18 protein-coding genes are annotated in these 15635 nt (G+C 68.4%); 9 read left to right on the forward strand and 9 right to left on the reverse strand.

Annotated features, from left to right (window positions below; genetic code table 11):
* The first annotated feature begins 16 nt into the window (after nt 1-16).
* Nucleotides 17-1729 (forward strand): FAD-dependent oxidoreductase, encoded by a 1713-nt coding sequence (locus ACSFCA_RS29850; protein ID WP_435462025.1) that lies wholly within the window; start codon nt 17-19, stop codon nt 1727-1729.
* A gap of 19 nt (nt 1730-1748) precedes the next feature.
* Here ACSFCA_RS29850 and ACSFCA_RS29855 read toward each other — a convergent pair whose 3' ends face one another.
* Nucleotides 1749-3197, reverse strand: a complete 1449-nt coding sequence (locus ACSFCA_RS29855) for an MFS transporter (RefSeq protein ID WP_435462026.1) — start codon at nt 3195-3197, stop codon at nt 1749-1751.
* Between the two features lie 182 nt (nt 3198-3379).
* Here ACSFCA_RS29855 and ACSFCA_RS29860 point away from each other — a divergent pair, with 182 nt between their 5' ends.
* Complete coding sequence (locus ACSFCA_RS29860; RefSeq protein WP_435462027.1) at nt 3380-3907, forward strand: phosphatidylglycerophosphatase A family protein; 528 nt, start codon at nt 3380-3382, stop codon at nt 3905-3907.
* Nucleotides 3901-4428 carry a CinA family protein gene (locus ACSFCA_RS29865; RefSeq protein ID WP_435462028.1) on the forward strand — a complete coding sequence of 176 codons (528 nt, stop codon included), beginning with the start codon at nt 3901-3903 and terminating at the stop codon, nt 4426-4428. The genes ACSFCA_RS29860 and ACSFCA_RS29865 overlap by 7 nt, the downstream gene beginning before the upstream one ends.
* A 22-nt stretch (nt 4429-4450) precedes the next feature.
* On the opposite strand, the gene ACSFCA_RS29870 is transcribed toward ACSFCA_RS29865, so the two are convergent.
* A complete protein-coding gene (locus ACSFCA_RS29870) occupies nt 4451-5635 on the reverse strand; it encodes an Acg family FMN-binding oxidoreductase (RefSeq protein ID WP_435462029.1) in 1185 nt (394 codons plus the stop codon).
* 78 nt (nt 5636-5713) lie between these two features.
* Here ACSFCA_RS29870 and ACSFCA_RS29875 point away from each other — a divergent pair, with 78 nt between their 5' ends.
* The 3 genes from ACSFCA_RS29875 to ACSFCA_RS29885 are packed head-to-tail and all read left to right on the forward strand — an operon-like array spanning nt 5714 to nt 7448.
* On the forward strand, nt 5714-6610 hold the full coding sequence (locus ACSFCA_RS29875) for a LysR family transcriptional regulator (RefSeq protein ID WP_258351552.1): 897 nt from the start codon (nt 5714-5716) through the stop codon (nt 6608-6610).
* Between the two features lie 29 nt (nt 6611-6639).
* Nucleotides 6640-7134, forward strand: a complete 495-nt coding sequence (locus ACSFCA_RS29880) for a nuclear transport factor 2 family protein (RefSeq protein ID WP_258351553.1) — start codon at nt 6640-6642, stop codon at nt 7132-7134.
* The gene (locus ACSFCA_RS29885; RefSeq protein ID WP_093054135.1) at nt 7131-7448 is read left to right on the forward strand and encodes a GNAT family N-acetyltransferase; all 318 of its coding nucleotides are present in this window, start codon (nt 7131-7133) and stop codon (nt 7446-7448) included. The genes ACSFCA_RS29880 and ACSFCA_RS29885 overlap by 4 nt, the downstream gene beginning before the upstream one ends.
* Here ACSFCA_RS29885 and ACSFCA_RS29890 read toward each other — a convergent pair.
* Nucleotides 7438-8625: an MFS transporter gene (locus tag ACSFCA_RS29890; RefSeq protein WP_435462117.1), complete on the reverse strand. Its 1188-nt coding sequence runs from the start codon at nt 8623-8625 to the stop codon at nt 7438-7440. The genes ACSFCA_RS29885 and ACSFCA_RS29890 overlap by 11 nt on opposite strands.
* Before the next feature lie 52 nt (nt 8626-8677).
* Nucleotides 8678-9472, reverse strand: a complete 795-nt coding sequence (locus ACSFCA_RS29895) for a UPF0149 family protein (protein ID WP_258351554.1) — start codon at nt 9470-9472, stop codon at nt 8678-8680.
* Nucleotides 9473-9527: 55 nt separating this feature from the next.
* Here ACSFCA_RS29895 and ACSFCA_RS29900 point away from each other — a divergent pair, with 55 nt between their 5' ends.
* Both ACSFCA_RS29900 and ACSFCA_RS29905 read left to right on the forward strand, forming a co-directional pair.
* Complete coding sequence (locus ACSFCA_RS29900) at nt 9528-11225, forward strand: FMN-binding glutamate synthase family protein (protein ID WP_435462030.1); 1698 nt, start codon at nt 9528-9530, stop codon at nt 11223-11225.
* Nucleotides 11222-12142, forward strand: a complete 921-nt coding sequence (locus ACSFCA_RS29905; RefSeq protein WP_435462031.1) for a BUD32 family EKC/KEOPS complex subunit — start codon at nt 11222-11224, stop codon at nt 12140-12142. The genes ACSFCA_RS29900 and ACSFCA_RS29905 overlap by 4 nt, the downstream gene beginning before the upstream one ends.
* A gap of 9 nt (nt 12143-12151) precedes the next feature.
* On the opposite strand, the gene ACSFCA_RS29910 is transcribed toward ACSFCA_RS29905, so the two are convergent.
* From ACSFCA_RS29910 to ACSFCA_RS29925, 4 genes are all read right to left on the reverse strand, one after another.
* Nucleotides 12152-12406 (reverse strand): hypothetical protein, encoded by a 255-nt coding sequence (locus ACSFCA_RS29910; RefSeq protein ID WP_435462032.1) that lies wholly within the window; start codon nt 12404-12406, stop codon nt 12152-12154.
* On the reverse strand, nt 12403-12885 hold the full coding sequence (locus ACSFCA_RS29915; protein WP_435462033.1) for a type VI secretion system amidase effector protein Tae4: 483 nt from the start codon (nt 12883-12885) through the stop codon (nt 12403-12405). Before ACSFCA_RS29915 ends, ACSFCA_RS29910 begins: the two co-directional genes overlap by 4 nt.
* Before the next feature lie 185 nt (nt 12886-13070).
* Entirely contained in the window at nt 13071-13313 is a 243-nt protein-coding gene (locus ACSFCA_RS29920; RefSeq protein WP_435462034.1) for a hypothetical protein, read from the reverse strand.
* Between the two features lie 8 nt (nt 13314-13321).
* Nucleotides 13322-13753 (reverse strand): putative toxin-antitoxin system toxin component, PIN family, encoded by a 432-nt coding sequence (locus ACSFCA_RS29925; protein ID WP_435462035.1) that lies wholly within the window; start codon nt 13751-13753, stop codon nt 13322-13324.
* Between the two features lie 128 nt (nt 13754-13881).
* Here ACSFCA_RS29925 and ACSFCA_RS29930 point away from each other — a divergent pair, with 128 nt between their 5' ends.
* Nucleotides 13882-14355 carry a surface-adhesin E family protein gene (locus tag ACSFCA_RS29930; RefSeq protein ID WP_435462036.1) on the forward strand — a complete coding sequence of 158 codons (474 nt, stop codon included), beginning with the start codon at nt 13882-13884 and terminating at the stop codon, nt 14353-14355.
* Here ACSFCA_RS29930 and ACSFCA_RS29935 read toward each other — a convergent pair.
* The gene (locus ACSFCA_RS29935; RefSeq protein ID WP_435462037.1) at nt 14341-15588 is read right to left on the reverse strand and encodes a THUMP domain-containing class I SAM-dependent RNA methyltransferase; all 1248 of its coding nucleotides are present in this window, start codon (nt 15586-15588) and stop codon (nt 14341-14343) included. The two genes, ACSFCA_RS29930 and ACSFCA_RS29935, sit on opposite strands and share 15 nt — an antisense overlap.
* Between the last annotated feature and the right edge of the window lie 47 nt (nt 15589-15635).

The raw sequence follows: 15635 nt of genomic DNA on the forward strand, positions 1-15635 counted from the left end.
TCGCCCTCTTCCGAACATGACCGACCACCACACAGCAGCACTGCAAGCGGACGTGATGATCGTCGGCGCCGGCCCCGTGGGCCTCACGCTGGCGATGGACCTCGCCTCGCGCGGCGTCTCGGTCGTCATCTGCGAGACGCGCCGTTTCGCGGAGCCGCCGAACGTGAAGTGCAACCACGTGGCCTCACGCACCATGGAGCAGTTCCGCCGCCTGGGCGTGGCGCAGAAGCTGCGCGATGCGGGGCTGCCCGCGGACTACCCGAACGACGTTGTGTTCCGCACCAGCGTGACGGGCACCGAGCTCACGCGCATTCCGATTCCGTGCCGGCGCGACCGCTACACCGAGACCGAGGGCCCCGACGCGTGGTGGCCCACGCCCGAGCCGCCGCATCGCATCAACCAGATCTACCTCGAGCCCATCCTGCTGAAGCACACGGCCGCGCTGCCGGGCGTGACGCTACTGAACCGCACGCAGTTCGCGGGCTTCACGCAAGACGATGAAGGCGTGACGGCGATTGCCACCGACATGGACAGCGGCGTGACGCGCAGCATCCGATGCCGCTACATGGTGGGCTGCGATGGCGGCGCCTCCATCGTGCGCAAGCAGATCGGCGCAAGGCTCGAAGGCACGGCAGTGATCCAGCGCGTGCAGTCGACCTTCATCCGCGCGCCGCAACTGCGCGCGCTGATTCCGGGCAAGCCGGCGTGGTCGTACTACGCGATGAACCCGCGCCGCTGCGGCACGATGTTCGCCATCGACGGGCACGAGACCTGGCTGGTGCACAACCACCTGAATGCCGAGGAGCCCGAGTTCGACTCGGTCGACCGCGACAAGTCACTGCGCGAAATCCTCGGCGTGGGCCCCGATTTCACGTACGAGATCATCAGCAAGGAAGACTGGATCGGCCGCCGCCTCGTAGCCAACCGCTTCCGCGAGGGCCGCGTGTTCCTCGCGGGCGACGCGGCGCACCTGTGGGTGCCCTATGCGGGCTACGGCATGAATGCGGGCATTGCCGACGCGCTCAACCTCTCGTGGCTGCTGGGTGCTGTTGTGCAGGGCTGGGGCGACGAGGCCATCCTCGACGCCTACGAGGCCGAGCGCCAGCCGATCACCGAGCAAGTGTCGAACTTCGCGATGGACCATGCGCAGAAGATGATCCGCGCGCGCCGCGCCGTGCCGCCGAACATCGAGGAACCCGGCCCTGCCGGCGATGCGCTGCGTGCCGACATCGGACGAGAGGCCTACGAGCTGAACGTGCAGCAGTTCTGCTGCGGCGGCCTGAACTTCGGCTATTTCTACAGCGGCTCGCCGATCATCATTGCGGACGGCGAACACATGGCGCCGCCCTACTCGATGGGCGAGTTCACGCCGTCCACCGTGCCGGGCTGCCGCGCGCCGCACTTCTGGCTTTCGGACGGCCGTTCGGTCTACGACGCCTTCGGCCCGGGCTACACGATGCTGCGCTTCGACCGCAGCGTGGACGTGCGGCCGCTCGAACGCGCCGCGGCCGCCTACAGCATGCCGCTCACGGTGCTGGACATCGAGACCGAGGACGTGCCCAAGGCCTACACGCACCGCCTCGTGCTGTGCCGCCCCGACCAGCACGTGGCCTGGCGCGGCGCGCACCTGCCGGCCGAGGTCTACGACCTGGTGGGCCTGCTGCGCGGCGAAGGCCTGCGGGTGCGGGCGCGCCGGCGGGCGCTCGCGTGGGAAGGCGTGGTGGCCTGAGCCTTCGCGGCCGCCCTGCTCACCAGCCGCGCCGTGCGACAGCTCGGTACGCGAGCCACACCGCCAAGGCCGGCGCGAGCGCAAAGCTCGCGAACAGCCACACGGCCGCCGACCGCGCGCCTTCGACGCCGCCCGGCACGGTGAGCCCCGCCGCATTCGCCACCAGCCCCGCCACCGCCGCGCCCACAGCCATGCCGTAGAGCTGCACGGTGGTGATCGAGGCCGAGGCCAGGCCTTCCTCACCCTTGGGCGCCAGCGACATCACGCGCGTGATCAGGTGCGGCCAGCCGATGCCCACGCCAAGCCCCACGGCCGCCAGCGCAATGGCTATCAGCAAGGTCTCGAAGCCGTCGCCGAAGAACCCCGGCGACGGCAGCAGCCACGCCAGCGCCGCCAGCCCCAGCGTGCAGATCACCGGGCCGGCGCGCAGCATGCGGTCGGCCCCCGTGCCGCTGCGGCCCGAGGACAGCAGCGAGCCCGCGCTCCAGCCACCCGCCATCGCAGCCGTGAGGTAGCCCGCCGCCAGCGGCGAATGGCCGTGCAGCAGCTGCAGGAAGTACGGCACGAAGATCTCTGTGGTGCTGCCGATGAGCAGCAGCGCCACGCTCGCGTAGATGGCGCCCAGCGGCGCGCTCATCGAATAGGCGCCGCTCGGCAGCACGCGCACGGCGGCGCGGCTGTCGATTCGCGTGGCCGCGAAGCCGATGGCCAGGCCCAATGCGACGCCGACGGCCTGCCAGAGCAGTTCGGGCCACAAGCCGCTGGCCGCAATCACCAGTACCGACAGCGCGAGCAGGCCGATCTGCATGCCCGGCACGCGCGGTGGAACGTCGGGCCGCGCGTGCTTCACGCCCATCGAGGGCCGCAATTGCACGAGTACCAGCAACGCCTGCGCCGCCGCCACCGGCAGCAGGAACCAGAAGGCCCAGCGCCAGTGCCCGGCCTGTGCGAACAGGCCGCCCACGGCCGGCCCGCACAGCGTGGCGACGCCCCACATGCCGGACACCAGCGCCACTGCGCGCGGCCACAGCCGCTGCTCGAACACCAGCTGGATCAGCCCGTAGCTCAGCGCCGCGAGCAGCCCGCCGCCCAGCCCCTGCACCGTGCGGCCCGCGAGCATCCACGGCATGGCCGGCGCGAGCGCGCAGCCGATCGAGCCGGCGCTGAACACCGCCAGCGCCGCCAGGCACGCGCCGCGCGGGCCGAGCACGGCGAGCAGCCGCACCGACAGCGTGGCGCCGAGGATCGAGCCGACCACGAAGAGCGTGGTGCTCCAGGCGTACCAATCGAGCCCGCCGATTTCGCGCACCACCGACGGCAGCACGGTGGTCACGATGTGCACGTTGACGGCGTGCAGCGCGACGCCGCCCGTCAGGGCCAGCGCGCGCCAGCCGTTGCGGCCGCTGAACAATTCGCTCCAGGCGGCGGTGGCAGGTGGAGGACGCAGGGCGGCGGAAGAGGAAGACATGGCGCGGAGACGAAGCTTGGAAAGGAGTCCGGATGGTAGGCGGCCTGCGTTAATTAAACAAGTTATCTCTTTGATAAATAAAACTGTGCCGAACCGTGCCGGCGCAGATGCGCGACACTTCTGCCCCGATGCAAGCCGCTTCTTCCTCTCCTTCTTCCTTGTCCACAACGACCACCGGCGCCATGCCCCAACCCCCGATGCGCCGCGCCACGCTGCGCTTTCTGCTGTCGCACCCCGCGCACTTCATCGCGCTGGGCTTTGGCTCGGGCCTGTCGCCCTTCGCGCCCGGCACCGTGGGCACGCTGTGGGCCTGGGTGGCTTTCGCGGTGATGCAGCTTTGGTTCACGCCCGCGACCATCGGCTGGATCATCGCGGCCTCGCTGCCCATCGGCTGGTGGGCCTGCACCGTGGCCGCGCGCGACATGAACGTGGCCGACCCCGGCGCCGTGGTGTGGGACGAGGTAATTGCCTTCTGGATCGTGCTCTGGCTGGTAACGCCTGCCGGCCTCTTCGCGCAGGCCGTCGCCTTTGCGCTGTTCCGTTATTTCGATGCCGCCAAGCCCGGCCCGGTGGCCTGGGCCGATGCGCTGTTCAAGCAGCGCGATGCGGTGCAGGTGCGCTGGTGGCGCGCGGGCTTCGGCATCATCCTCGACGACCTGGTGGCGGCGTTCTGCACGCTGCTGGTCATTGCACTCTGGCGCGCATGGTGAACCCGATGGACTCTTCCTCTATAACGGCGCTCGCGGACCAGGACACGCCCGAACTGGTCGTGGCCCTGGCCGGCCTGCTGCAGAAAAAAGGCTGGATGCTGGCCACTGCCGAAAGCTGCACGGGCGGCCTGATCGGCGCGGCCTGCACCGAGCTGGCGGGGTCGAGCGTGTGGTTCGAGCGCGGCTTCATCACGTACTCCAACGAAGCCAAGACCGAGCTGCTGGGCGTGGACGCAACGGTGATCGCGGCGAACGGCGCGGTCAGCGAGCCGGTGGCGCGCGCCATGGCCACGGGCGCGATCGCACATTCGCAGCCGTCGCGCGTGGCGCTGGCCGTGACCGGCGTGGCGGGTCCGACCGGCGGCACGCCCGACAAGCCGGTGGGCACGGTGTGGTTCGGCTGGTCGGTCGACGGCGACGTGCGCACCGAGCGCCGCCGCTTCGACGGCGACCGCGCCACGGTGCGCGCGGCCACGGTGCATCACGCGCTGAAGACGCTGGTCGAGTTGCTCTCGCGCTGAACGCGCGGGCAGGCTCCGGCCTTCAGGCCGTCATGAAATCGCCGAGCGGCCGGCGCGGCGCGGCGGGCACCGGCGCCATCGGGTAGCCGAGGCGGCACATCATCTGCACCGTCGGGCTGTGCCTGTCGCCCGGCCGCGCGGTGCCCAGCAGCAGGTCGTGCGCGACCGCACGGCACGGCGCCATCTCCGCGAACTCTTCGAGCGGCTGGCTCATCGGGTGCATGCCCAGGCCCAGGTCGGTGGCGCGCAGTTGCTGGCGCACATGGGCGCGGCCCGCCGCGATCTGCTCGGTGCGGCTGTTGCCGCGCGTGCTGAGCCAGACGAAGCCCATCGCGGTTTGGGCCTGGTCCTCGAACATCTGCAGGGTCTGGCGGAATGAAGGGCTGTCTTCGGGCGCGGGCGTGCTGCGGCTGAACTGCCCCAGCGCAACGGCGATGCGCAGCGCCGGATCGTTGACCGAGAAGCCGTCGCGGTGTTCGAGGATCTCCTGCGGGCCGATGCGCAGCAGCTGCAGGTTTTCCATGGCGGTGCCGGGCGTGGCGAGCTCCACGCGCGCAGCCGCCGCGCAGAGCCTGCGCAAGGGCAGCACGCGCGCCAGCTCGACCGTGCCGGCCGAGCTCACCATGCCGCCCGCCGGCACCACCGAGGTGAGGCCCTGCAATATGTCGGCCGACACCGGCCGCGTGAGGTCGAAGCGCTGCTTGGGCGTGCGTCGCCGCAGCACCTGCGCGAACAGCGGATCGGGCACGCCGCCGTCCGCCAGCCGCAGCCGCGCCACCGGAATGTGCGGCCAGTGCCGCGGCTCGCCGATCAGCTCGCCCTGCGGCCACAGCTGCACGCTGGCCTGCACGCCCTGCTGCGCGAGCGCCATCACCAGCAGCTCGATGAAGGCGCCGTGGCCGATGACGACCTGCCGGCCGAAAGGATCGGACTCGGGCTGCACGCGCTCGCGGTCGCAATAGACCACGATGGCGTCGGGCTCGCGCAGGTCGACCAGCCAGGGCTGGCAGTTGTACGCGGTGGGGGCGGTGACGGCATAGGCGACGGCGCGCTTGCGCACGTCGGGCTCGTTGCCGGGGCCGTTCCATATCTCCAGCGCGGCCGCCGGCATGTCGGAGTTCAGCCACCAGGCTGCCAACGCGGCCGCACCCGCCGCTACGACAACGCCGCCTCCCAGCAGCCGGACAAAGTTTCTTCGCTCATCCATTGGGCGAATTATCGAAAGCGCGCCCGCAGTTCACAATGCGTCAAGCTTCCATAACTGCTATTCAAAACTGAATACCCGATGAAACCCGACAAGGAACTGGGCTTCGACTGGCGGCTGGTGCGCGCGTTTCTGGCCGCGCTCGACCATGGCAGCCTGCTGGGAGCGGCGCGCGCCGTGGGCGCGAGCCAGCCGACGCTGGGCCGCCACATCGCCGAGCTCGAAGCGCAACTGGGCGTGGTGCTGTTCGAGCGCACCGGCCGGGGCCTGCGGCCGACCGAAATGGCCACGCGGCTCGCGCAGGCCGCGCGCAGCATGGAAAGCGGCGCGCTCGCGCTGTCGCGCAGCGTGTCGGGCGCCAACACCGCGCTGGCCGGCACGGTGCGCATCTCGGCGAGCCAGGCCACGGCGCGGCACCTGTTGCCGGCGCTGCTGGCCCAGATGCGGCGCGAGCTGCCCGAGATACAGGTCGAGCTGGTGGCAACCAACGAGGTCAGCAACCTGCTGCGCCGCGAGGCCGATATCGCACTGCGCATGAGCCCGCCCGAGACCGGCTCGGTGATCGCCCGGCGCGTGGGCCGGTTCGCGCTCGGCACCTTCGCCCAGCGCGACTACCTGCGCCGCCGCGGCACGCCGCGCCAGATCACCGACCTGCTCAGGCACGACCTGCTGGGCTACGACCGCGACGACAGCATCCTGCGCAGCTCCGCCCAGCTCGGCGCGCCCCTGAAGCGCGAAGATTTCTGCTTTCGCACCGACGACGTCAGCGTGTACTGGGAGGCGCTGCGCCAGGGCATGGGCATCGGCTTCGTGAGCGAGTCATTGGCCCACACCGACGGCGAAGTGGTGCGCGTGCTGCCTTCGATCAAGCTGCCGGTGCTGCCCGTGTGGCTGGCGGTGCACCGCGAGGTGCGCACCGACCGGCGCATCCGCTCGGTCTATGATTTCCTCGCCCGCACCATTCCCCAGGTGCTGTGACTCCCCCGCCATTCATACCAAGAGGCCTCATGACCGCAGCCACCAATGCCCAGACCATCGAGCGTTTCTACAGCGCGTTCGCCAAGCTCGACGCCGCCACCATGGAGGCCTGCTACGCGAGCGACGCGGTGTTCGACGACGAGGCCTTTTCGCTGCGCGGGCGGCGCGAAGTGGGCGGCATGTGGCGCATGCTGGCAGGCGGCACCCGGGCCAAGGGCGCCGACGTGTGGCGCCTGACCTGGCGCGACGTGAAGGCCGACGACAACACCGGCAGCGCCCACTGGGACGCGCACTACCGCTTCAGCGCCACCGGCCGCCTCGTCGACAACAGCATCGACGCGCGCTTCACCTTCACGCCCGAGGGGCTGATCGCGACGCACCGCGACAGCTTCCCGTTCTGGACCTGGTCGCGCCAGGCGCTCGGCACGCCGGGCCTGCTGCTCGGCTGGACGCCCATCCTGCGCAACAAGGTGCGCGCCACCGCCGCAGCCAACCTCGCCACTTTTCTTGCACGCCAGCCATGAGCAACAACACCGCCCTCACCTTTTCCAACAACGAAGCCCAGCACCGCTACGAGGCCACGCTGGATGCCAAGCTCGCGGCCTATGCCGAGTACAACCTGCTGACCGACGCGATCATGTTCACGCACACCGAGGTGCTGCCGGAGCACGAGGGCAAGGGCGTGGGCTCGGGCATCGCGAGGCACGTGCTCGACGAGGCGCGCGCCAAGGGGCTGCATGTGATTCCGGTGTGCCAGTTCATCGCGGGCTACATCCGCAAGCATCGCGAGTACGCAGACCTGGTGCGGCCGGACATCCAGCGCGCCTTCAAGATCTGACGGAATCGGCCTTCGGCGCGGGCAACCACGCGAAGGCCGCGATGCCCAGCACCAGCAGCGCGGCAATGGTGGCCAGCACGGCCGTCAGCGGATCGCCGCCATGCGCCGACGCCACCGAGGCGGCCACGCCCGTGCCCCACTGCATGAGCGCCACGCCGAGGAACATCGCCATCGTGAACACAGCCATCGCGCGGCCGGTGAGCGTGGCCGGGTAGGCGCCGCGCACGTCGGCGTACTGCCAGACGATGAAGCCCGAGAGCACGCCGATCAGCACCATGCCGGCGATGTCGAGCCAGGCCGAGTGCAGCACCGCGATGAGCGCGAAGAGCCCCGCATAGCCGAGCGCGCAGATCACGATCCAGCGGCGCCGCCCGGCGCCGTCGCGGTCGAGCCGGCCGAAGAGCGGCGCGCCGAACAGCGAGATCACCGACACCGCCAGCGCGACGTTGCCGCTCTGCACCAGCGAGTAGCCGTGGCGCTCCATCATCAGCGGGCCGAGCCACAGGCCGCGCAGCGAGATGAAGGCGGCGTAGGTGACTGCCCCCAACACCATGATGCCCAGCGTGTGCGGCATGGCGAACAGCGCGCCGAACTGGCGGATCGCCTCGGGGATCGACTCCTTGACCTGCGGCACGGCCGAGGCGGGCTCGTGCACCCAGTACCAGATCGCGAGCCACGCCAGCGCGGCCGCCACGGCCAGCACCAGGAAGCCCGCGCGCCATGAATGGGCCTGCACCAGCCACGCCAGCGGTGTGCCGGTCGCCAGCATGCCGAGGCCGCCGACGGCCAGCACCATGCCCGACACGGTTGCGAAGCGCGCCGCAGGAAAGTGCCGCGCGATGAACACCGTGCACACCAGGAAGGCCGGCGCGCAGCCCACGCCGATCAGTGCCTGGCCCGCCACCAGCACGAGGTAGCTGGATGACACCGCCGACAGCAGCGCGCCCGCGATGGCAACGGGAAAGGCCACCAGCACCGTGCGGCGCACGCCGTGCAGGTCGATGCCGATGCCCATGAACAGCTGCATGGCACCGAACGCAAAGTGAAAGGCCCCCGAGAAAATCCCGAGGGCCTGGGCGGAGAGATGAAAGTCGGCCTGCAGCGGACTCGCCATGATGGCGCCGACCGTGCGGAAGGCCTGGCTCAGCGCGACCCCGGCGCACAGCGCCAGGACCATCACCCAGGCCGCGCGCGGCGTCAGGGGTGCGTTGTCAGAGCCAGTGCCGGTGCTAGGTGGCACCGTGGCACTTCTTGTATTTTTTTCCGCTGCCGCAGGGGCACGGGTCGTTGCGGCCGGGCTCGGCCTGCTTGCGGATGGTTTCGGCCTTCGGGCCCAGGCTCTTCCAGAGCTGGCGCAGGTCGTAAACGGCCCAGATGGCGGCACCGAAGTCGTCCAGCCGCTGCTGGCTCACGCTGGGTGGGGCGTCGTCGCTGTACATCGACAGCGTGGGCTTGGCGTTGTCGTCCTCGGTGAGGGCGACGATGTTGTCGAGCGCGTCGTCGAGCATTCGCGCAGCATCTTTGTCGCGCGGCGTGGCCCAGTCTTCGGGCCAGTTCTCGACCGCGTACATGAAGCCCAGCGCCCAGACCTGCGCGAAGGAGGGAATCGCTTCGCCGGCCACTTCGGCACGTTCTTCCTCAGGCAGCGAGGCGATGGCGCCGCGGGTGTCGAGCACCTCGGGCTGCCAGCTGCGTTCGTCGTCGAGGGTTTCGACGGGGGCGTCGAGGCCTTCCTCGATCTCGACCCAGCGGCGCTTCCAGTTCCAGACGAACTCCATGTGCTGCGCGGACGAGAAGCTGTCGCCCAGCAGCACGGGCCAGTATTCGGACGGCATGATGGGCCGGCGGGTGCAGATCAGCGCGGCCATGAAGCCTTCGCAGAACTCCCACTGGGGGATTTCCTCGTCGTGCTCGCGCATGGCGTCGAGCGCCTGGTCGAGTGCGTCGAAATCGTCGGGGCCGAGGGGGGACTGGGCTGCGGAGGTGGCCTCTGGGGGCGAAATGGGGTCGGGAATGGTCGTCATGGCAAGTTCGGGGCAGCCCTCTATGATGCAGCAGGCTCCGGTCGAGACTATTTCTATGCCCACGATTATTCCGTTTCCGACGCGCTACAGCGCTTTCGCCCTGTGCGTGGTCGGTCTGGCGGCCTGCCTCGCCTTCGTTCTGGTGTCGCCGCACCTGTGGCTGGCCTGGGTCGGCGTGGCAGTCTTTGCGGTACTTACAGGTACCGGCGTGCACGACCTGCGGCAGGCCCGCCACGCCATCCTGCGCAACTACCCGGTCATCGGGCATCTGCGCTTTCTGCTGGAGTTCATCCGGCCCGAGATGCGGCAGTACTTCATCGAGAGCGACTCCGAAGCCGCGCCCTTCTCGCGCGCCCAGCGCTCGCTGGTGTACCAGCGCGCCAAGGGCGACCCCGACAACCGGCCCTTCGGCACGCAGCTGAACGTGACCATCGCGGGCTACGAGTGGATCAACCACTCGATGCAGCCGACGAAGCTGGAGAACCACGATTTCCGCATCGTGATCGGCGGCACGCCGCAGCCGGTGGGCGCCAACCCGGCGCAGGTCTGCACGCAGCCCTACAGCGCCAGCGTGTTCAACATCTCGGCCATGAGCTTCGGCGCGCTGTCGGCCAACGCCATCCTCGCGCTCAACAAGGGCGCGAAGATGGGCGGCTTTGCGCACGACACCGGCGAGGGCTCGATCTCGCAGCACCACCGCGTGCACGGCGGCGACCTGATCTGGGAGATTGGCTCGGGCTACTTCGGCTGCCGCAACGACGACGGCACTTTCAACGAAGAGCGCTTCACCGCCAACGCGCGCGACCCGCAGGTCAAGATGATCGAGATCAAGCTGAGCCAGGGCGCCAAGCCCGGGCACGGCGGCGTGCTGCCGGCGCCCAAGGTCACGCCCGAGATCGCGGCGGCGCGCGGCGTGCCGGTGGGCGTGGACTGCATCTCGCCCTCTTCGCACAGCGCGTTCTCCACACCGACCGAGATGATGCATTTCGTCGCGCGGCTGCGCGAACTGTCGGGCGGCAAGCCGACCGGCTTCAAGTTCTGCCTGGGCCATCCGTGGGAATGGTTCGGCATCGTCAAGGCGATGCAGACCACCGGCATCACGCCCGACTTCATCGTGGTCGACGGCGCCGAGGGCGGCACCGGCGCGGCGCCGGTCGAGTTCAGCGACCACGTGGGCGCGCCGCTGCAGGAAGGCCTGCTGCTGGTGCACAACACGCTGGTGGGCGTGAACCTGCGCCACCGCATCAAGATCGGCTGCGCCGCCAAGGTGATCACCGCCTTCGACGTGGCCCGCATGATGGCGCTGGGCGCCGACTGGTGCAACGCCGCGCGCGGCTTCATGATGGCGCTGGGCTGCATCCAGGCGCAGAGCTGCCACACCGGCCATTGCCCCACGGGCGTGACCACGCAGGACCCGCTGCGCCAGCAGGCGCTGGTGGTGCCCACCAAGGCCGACCGCGTGCGCAACTTCCACCGCAGCACGCTGCATGCGCTGCAAGAGCTGGTGCAGGCCGCCGGGCTCGACCATCCGCAGCAGATCACCGCGCACCACATCGTGCGCCGCATTTCAGACACCGAAGTGCGCCTGTTGAGCAACCTGGTGATGCAGGTACAGCCGGGCGCCCTGCTCGGCCCGCTCGACGAGCAGCACAATGTTTTCCGTACCTACTGGCCGCTGGCCAGTGCAGAGAGTTTCCAGCCCGTGACGCAGGGCCCGCAAGGGCTTGTGGCGGGCTTTGCATTGGCCGCATGAACCCACTGAGACGAGGCGCCAACACGCGCCTGCAAACGCGCAAAGGCGCAGCTTCGGCGCCCGCGCCCCTCGACGCGCTTTCCCCGAATCCGCCAGCGCCCAGCGACTACGCGGAATTCCTGCGCACCACCCTGCCGCAACAGCAGAAGAACGTGGCCAGCCACCGGCTCGGCAGCGAGCGCGTGTGGCTCAAGAAGGCCGGCCCCCGGCATGGCAAGTGGGGCTACCGCGTGATGGCGGCGGTCGCGCGCATGGCGCGGCTGGACATCATCAAGCCAGTGCCCAACCCGGGCGGCGAAGCGGCCATCGCGACCGAAGCGCGTCGGCTGAAACAGCTCGCCGCCGCCGGCCTGCGCGTGCCGGTGGTGCTGGCGCAGCAGGCCGATGGCCTGCTGATATCAGACCTGGGCGAAAGCGGCCGTGCAACGGTCGTGCTGCAGGAGCGGATCGACCAAGCCGCCGCCGCAGGCCCCGCCGCGCTGCTCGCCGTGTGGCGCGAGGGCCTTGTCGCCATCGCCGCCGTGCACGTGCGAGGCCAGCACCTGAGCCAGGCCTTCGACCGCAACCTCGTGCAGTGCCCCGACGGCGTGATCGGCTACATCGATTTCGAGGACGACCCGGCCGAAGTCATGACGCTGGCGGAATGCCAGGCGCGTGACTGGCTGAGCTACCTGCATTCGACGGCCATGATGCTCGAAGCCGCGGCGCCGCAGGCTGCAGGGCAGCACTGGCACGCGGCACTGGCCGGCGTGAACGAAGAGGTCCGCGAGCGCATCGCGAATGCGGCGCGGCGCATGAAGTGGGCGCAGAAGCTGCCGGCTAGTCGGCGGTGGGGGCGGGATACGCAGCGGGTGCGGGCGGTGGCGCGGCTGCTGGGGCGGTGGTATCTGGCGCCTGCTGGCGGGCTGCAGAACTAGCAGCCGTCGTTACGGGAGCTGTTGGCGGTCAAGGCGCTTCTGCCGCCATTTGCGAAATACCCAGTCGCCTAACCAACCACCCACGATGGCGCAAATTGCCTGCACGGCAAGGGCGATTGCAAAGGCTTGAGTCAGATCGCTCTCGCTTTGAGCTTTGTTCATTTCGTACCACTGGCCAATAGGTACGAGCACGCCCTTTGCCACAACAAAACTAAGCGCCAATCCCCCAAGCACGATGCAGATGAGGCGAAGTAGGATTTTCATAGAACCTGCCAAAACCAAATGGCTTGTGCTAGACGCATGTCAGTGATGACCCCTTCCCAAGAGAGATGCCACTGAACGCGGAAATATGACATGAGTTCCGTCATCCGTGAGCCATTCCAGAGGTCGATGTGGTCGCCTTGTCGTCCTTCACCCCAGTAGTTCTGGATGAACACGATTCCGGTGCGCTTGGCGATTTTCTCGAACCCCTCTTTTCCCGTGTATTTCTCGGTGCGAAACATTAGGCCGGACTTGCCGGAATCCAGCCAGCTTGCCAATTCCTGCGCCCTGATCGGGTACTTCGGCTTGTCCTTCTGCCAGGAATAAACGCCTGGGAAGCTGTCGAGGCTCAGACTGGATCGAATGAATGCTGCACCAACGTTGATGGCGCATTGATCCGTGTAGACGTCCTTGTCCAGCAAGGCGTCGTCTCCCTTGATCGTCGGATGATTCGCCCAAAGGGTCGCAAAAGATGGCTGCATGATTTCCAGTCATAGCAAAGGCTGAAGGGGTGGCATCGAGGCCGCAGGAAAAGCAAGGGACTGCGACGCCCGTTCGCCGCAACCATCCTCGCCTTGCTGAAAAATCTAACACCGCCCCGAAAAGTGGCGATGACTGAAAAGTTGTCAATTGATACCTGACACCAGATGCCCCCTCTTCACATGAGCTATTGAAGATCGGGTTGCGTCTGCCGCCATTTGCGAAATACCCAATCGCCCAGCGAGCCGCCCGTCATCAATGCCGCGAGTTGAACGCCAAGCGCGACCATGTACGCCCGGCCCAAATCATCATCGTTCTTTGCGAAGTTGAGCTCATACCAATGGCCCACAGGCCCAATAAGCTTGTAGAAAACAAAGCCGAGCGCAATCGCTCCAGCAAAGATGAAGAGGATGCGGGCGATCAATCTCATGGCACGCATCAAGCCCCAAACGCCGCCTGCACCGCCACCCCGCGCAGCGCCAGCCTCTTCTTCATCGAAAGCACAGCCCGATCCTTGCTAAGCAGCAGCGCCCGATGCGCCACGGCCAGGTCGATGAACACCTGGTCATCAGGATCGCTGCACACGCAGGGCGCGCGCGGCGGAATGCCTTCCACCATCTGCACCCGCGCGTCGAAATCTGCCAGCACCATCGGCACCTGTAGCTCCCGCTGCGCCATGCGCCTTGCAATCAGCGGATAGCCCAGCACGCGTTCGAGTTCTGTGCGCATGGCGGCCGTAACCAGCCAGCGCAGTTCTCCTGCCGCAAGCCGTGCGGTCAGCGGGCCCCATGCCGGATCTTCGAAGACCAGCAGGTCGAGCGCAATGTTGGTGTCGATGACGACGGGGGCGGAGGATTCTGTCAACGTCATGGAATGTGCGGGGGATATCGCCGATGTTGCACCATGCGGGGCCGGCGTCAGGCCCGAGTCGGTTCGGCCGACGACAATGCTCCCGGGCGCTTGCGCGCCCTGCCTCATCACAGCATCCGCCCTCTTTCATGAAACGTCTCCCGCTGCTCTGCCTCGTCCTGCTCGCCTCCGTGGGTGTCCGGGCCGAGTGGTTCACGCTGTCGGGCACGCCCGGCGACGCCACCAGCAGCTATGTGCAGGTCGAGCCGACCAGCGTCGAGGTGGATGGATCGAACCGCCTCGTGAGCCTGCGCATGAGCCTGCCGGAAGACCGCACGGGCCGCGACGGCATCAGGTTCCGCTCCTTCCAGGCCCGAGCCAAGGTCGATTGCGAGGCCCGCAGCGCGCGCTACGTGAGCGCCACCTACTTCGGCCATCCGGACTTCGTCGGCGAGCCTGTCGCGGTGAGGCATTTCGAGGAGAGCGACGTGCGCACCGTGACCCTGGCCGGCGCGCGCGACCTCGTCACGCGAACGATCAACGCAGCCTGCGCCGTTCGCCCCAAGGAAGCCAGGGAACAGCAGCAGCAGCCCAAGCCCGAAGGCGAGCTACTTCCGCGCTGAGCCCGCGACCATGTCGAAGCGGAACAGCCGGCATTCGATCGGGCCGTTCCACATCGGCACGCGGCGCGATTCCTTCAGGCGCATCTGCTTGGGCAGCTTCAGGTCGGGCGTGAGCACCCAGGCAGTCCAGCCGGCGTAGTTCTTCTTCCAGTGGGTGGCGAGCTGCGGGAAGAATTCGCCGCCGTCGCCCTCGCCACCTGCTTCACCGCCTGAGGTCTGCGCCGATTCGCGCGCACCCGAGCGCCCCGTGCCGGCCACGCCGCCCACCTCGATGCGCTCACCGTACGGCGGGTTGAGCATGATCACGCCGCCCTCGGCCGGCGGCATGCGCTGCAGCGCGTCGCCGCCGCGGAACTCGATGGCCTGCGCCACACCGGCGCGCTCGGCGTTGCGTTCGGCAAAGTCGACCATGCGGTGCGACACGTCGGAGCCGAAGATCGCCACGCTGCCCTCGCGCACGGCCGTCTCGGCCTCCTGCCTGATGACCGTCCACACGTGCGCCTGGAACGGCAGCAGTTTCTCGAAGCCGAAGCGCCGCAGCGACCCGGCCGCGATGCCGCGCGCGATCTGCGCCGCCTCGATGGCGATGGTGCCGCTGCCGCAGCAGGGGTCGTACAGCGGCTGGGTCGACACCTCGCCGGTCTCGGGGTTCCACCAGCCGCTGGCGGCCAGCATGGCGGCGGCCAGGGTTTCCTTCAGCGGGGCGTCGCCCTTGTCCTGGCGCCAACCGCGCTTGAACAGCGGTTCGCCCGAGGTGTCGATGTAAAGCGTGCAGGTGTCGGTGGTCAGGTGGGCGAACACGCGGCAGTCGGGCCACTGGGTCTCGATGCTCGGACGCACGCCGTTGGCCTTGGCGCGGAAACGGTCGGCAATGGCGTCCTTGATGCGCAGGGTGGCGAAGTTCAGGCTCTGCAGCGGGCTGTGCTGGGCGGTGGTCTCGATCTTGAAGGTCTGTTTGGGGGTGAACCAGATCTCCCAGGCCACGCCGTTGGCAATGGCGTACAGGTCGTTCTCGCTGCGGTAGGGCGCGTGGGCCAGTTCGACCAGCACGCGTTGGGCGAGCCGGCAGTGCAGGTTGAGCTTCAAGGCGTCGCGCCAGTCGGCACGCACCCGCACGCCGCCGCGCAACGTGAGCAGGTCTTGCCCGACGCGGCCGGTCAGGGCGTGCACCTCCTGGGCGAGGAATTCCTCGACGCCGGCGGCGCAAGGCAGGAAAAAGGAGAGATCGTTCACGGAAATTAGGCCATCGGGGAACCCGACTAGGGGACTCCATTGTCGCC

Source organism: Variovorax multivorans (assembly GCF_051216835.1).
Taxonomy (GTDB): Bacteria; Pseudomonadota; Gammaproteobacteria; order Burkholderiales; family Burkholderiaceae_C; genus Variovorax.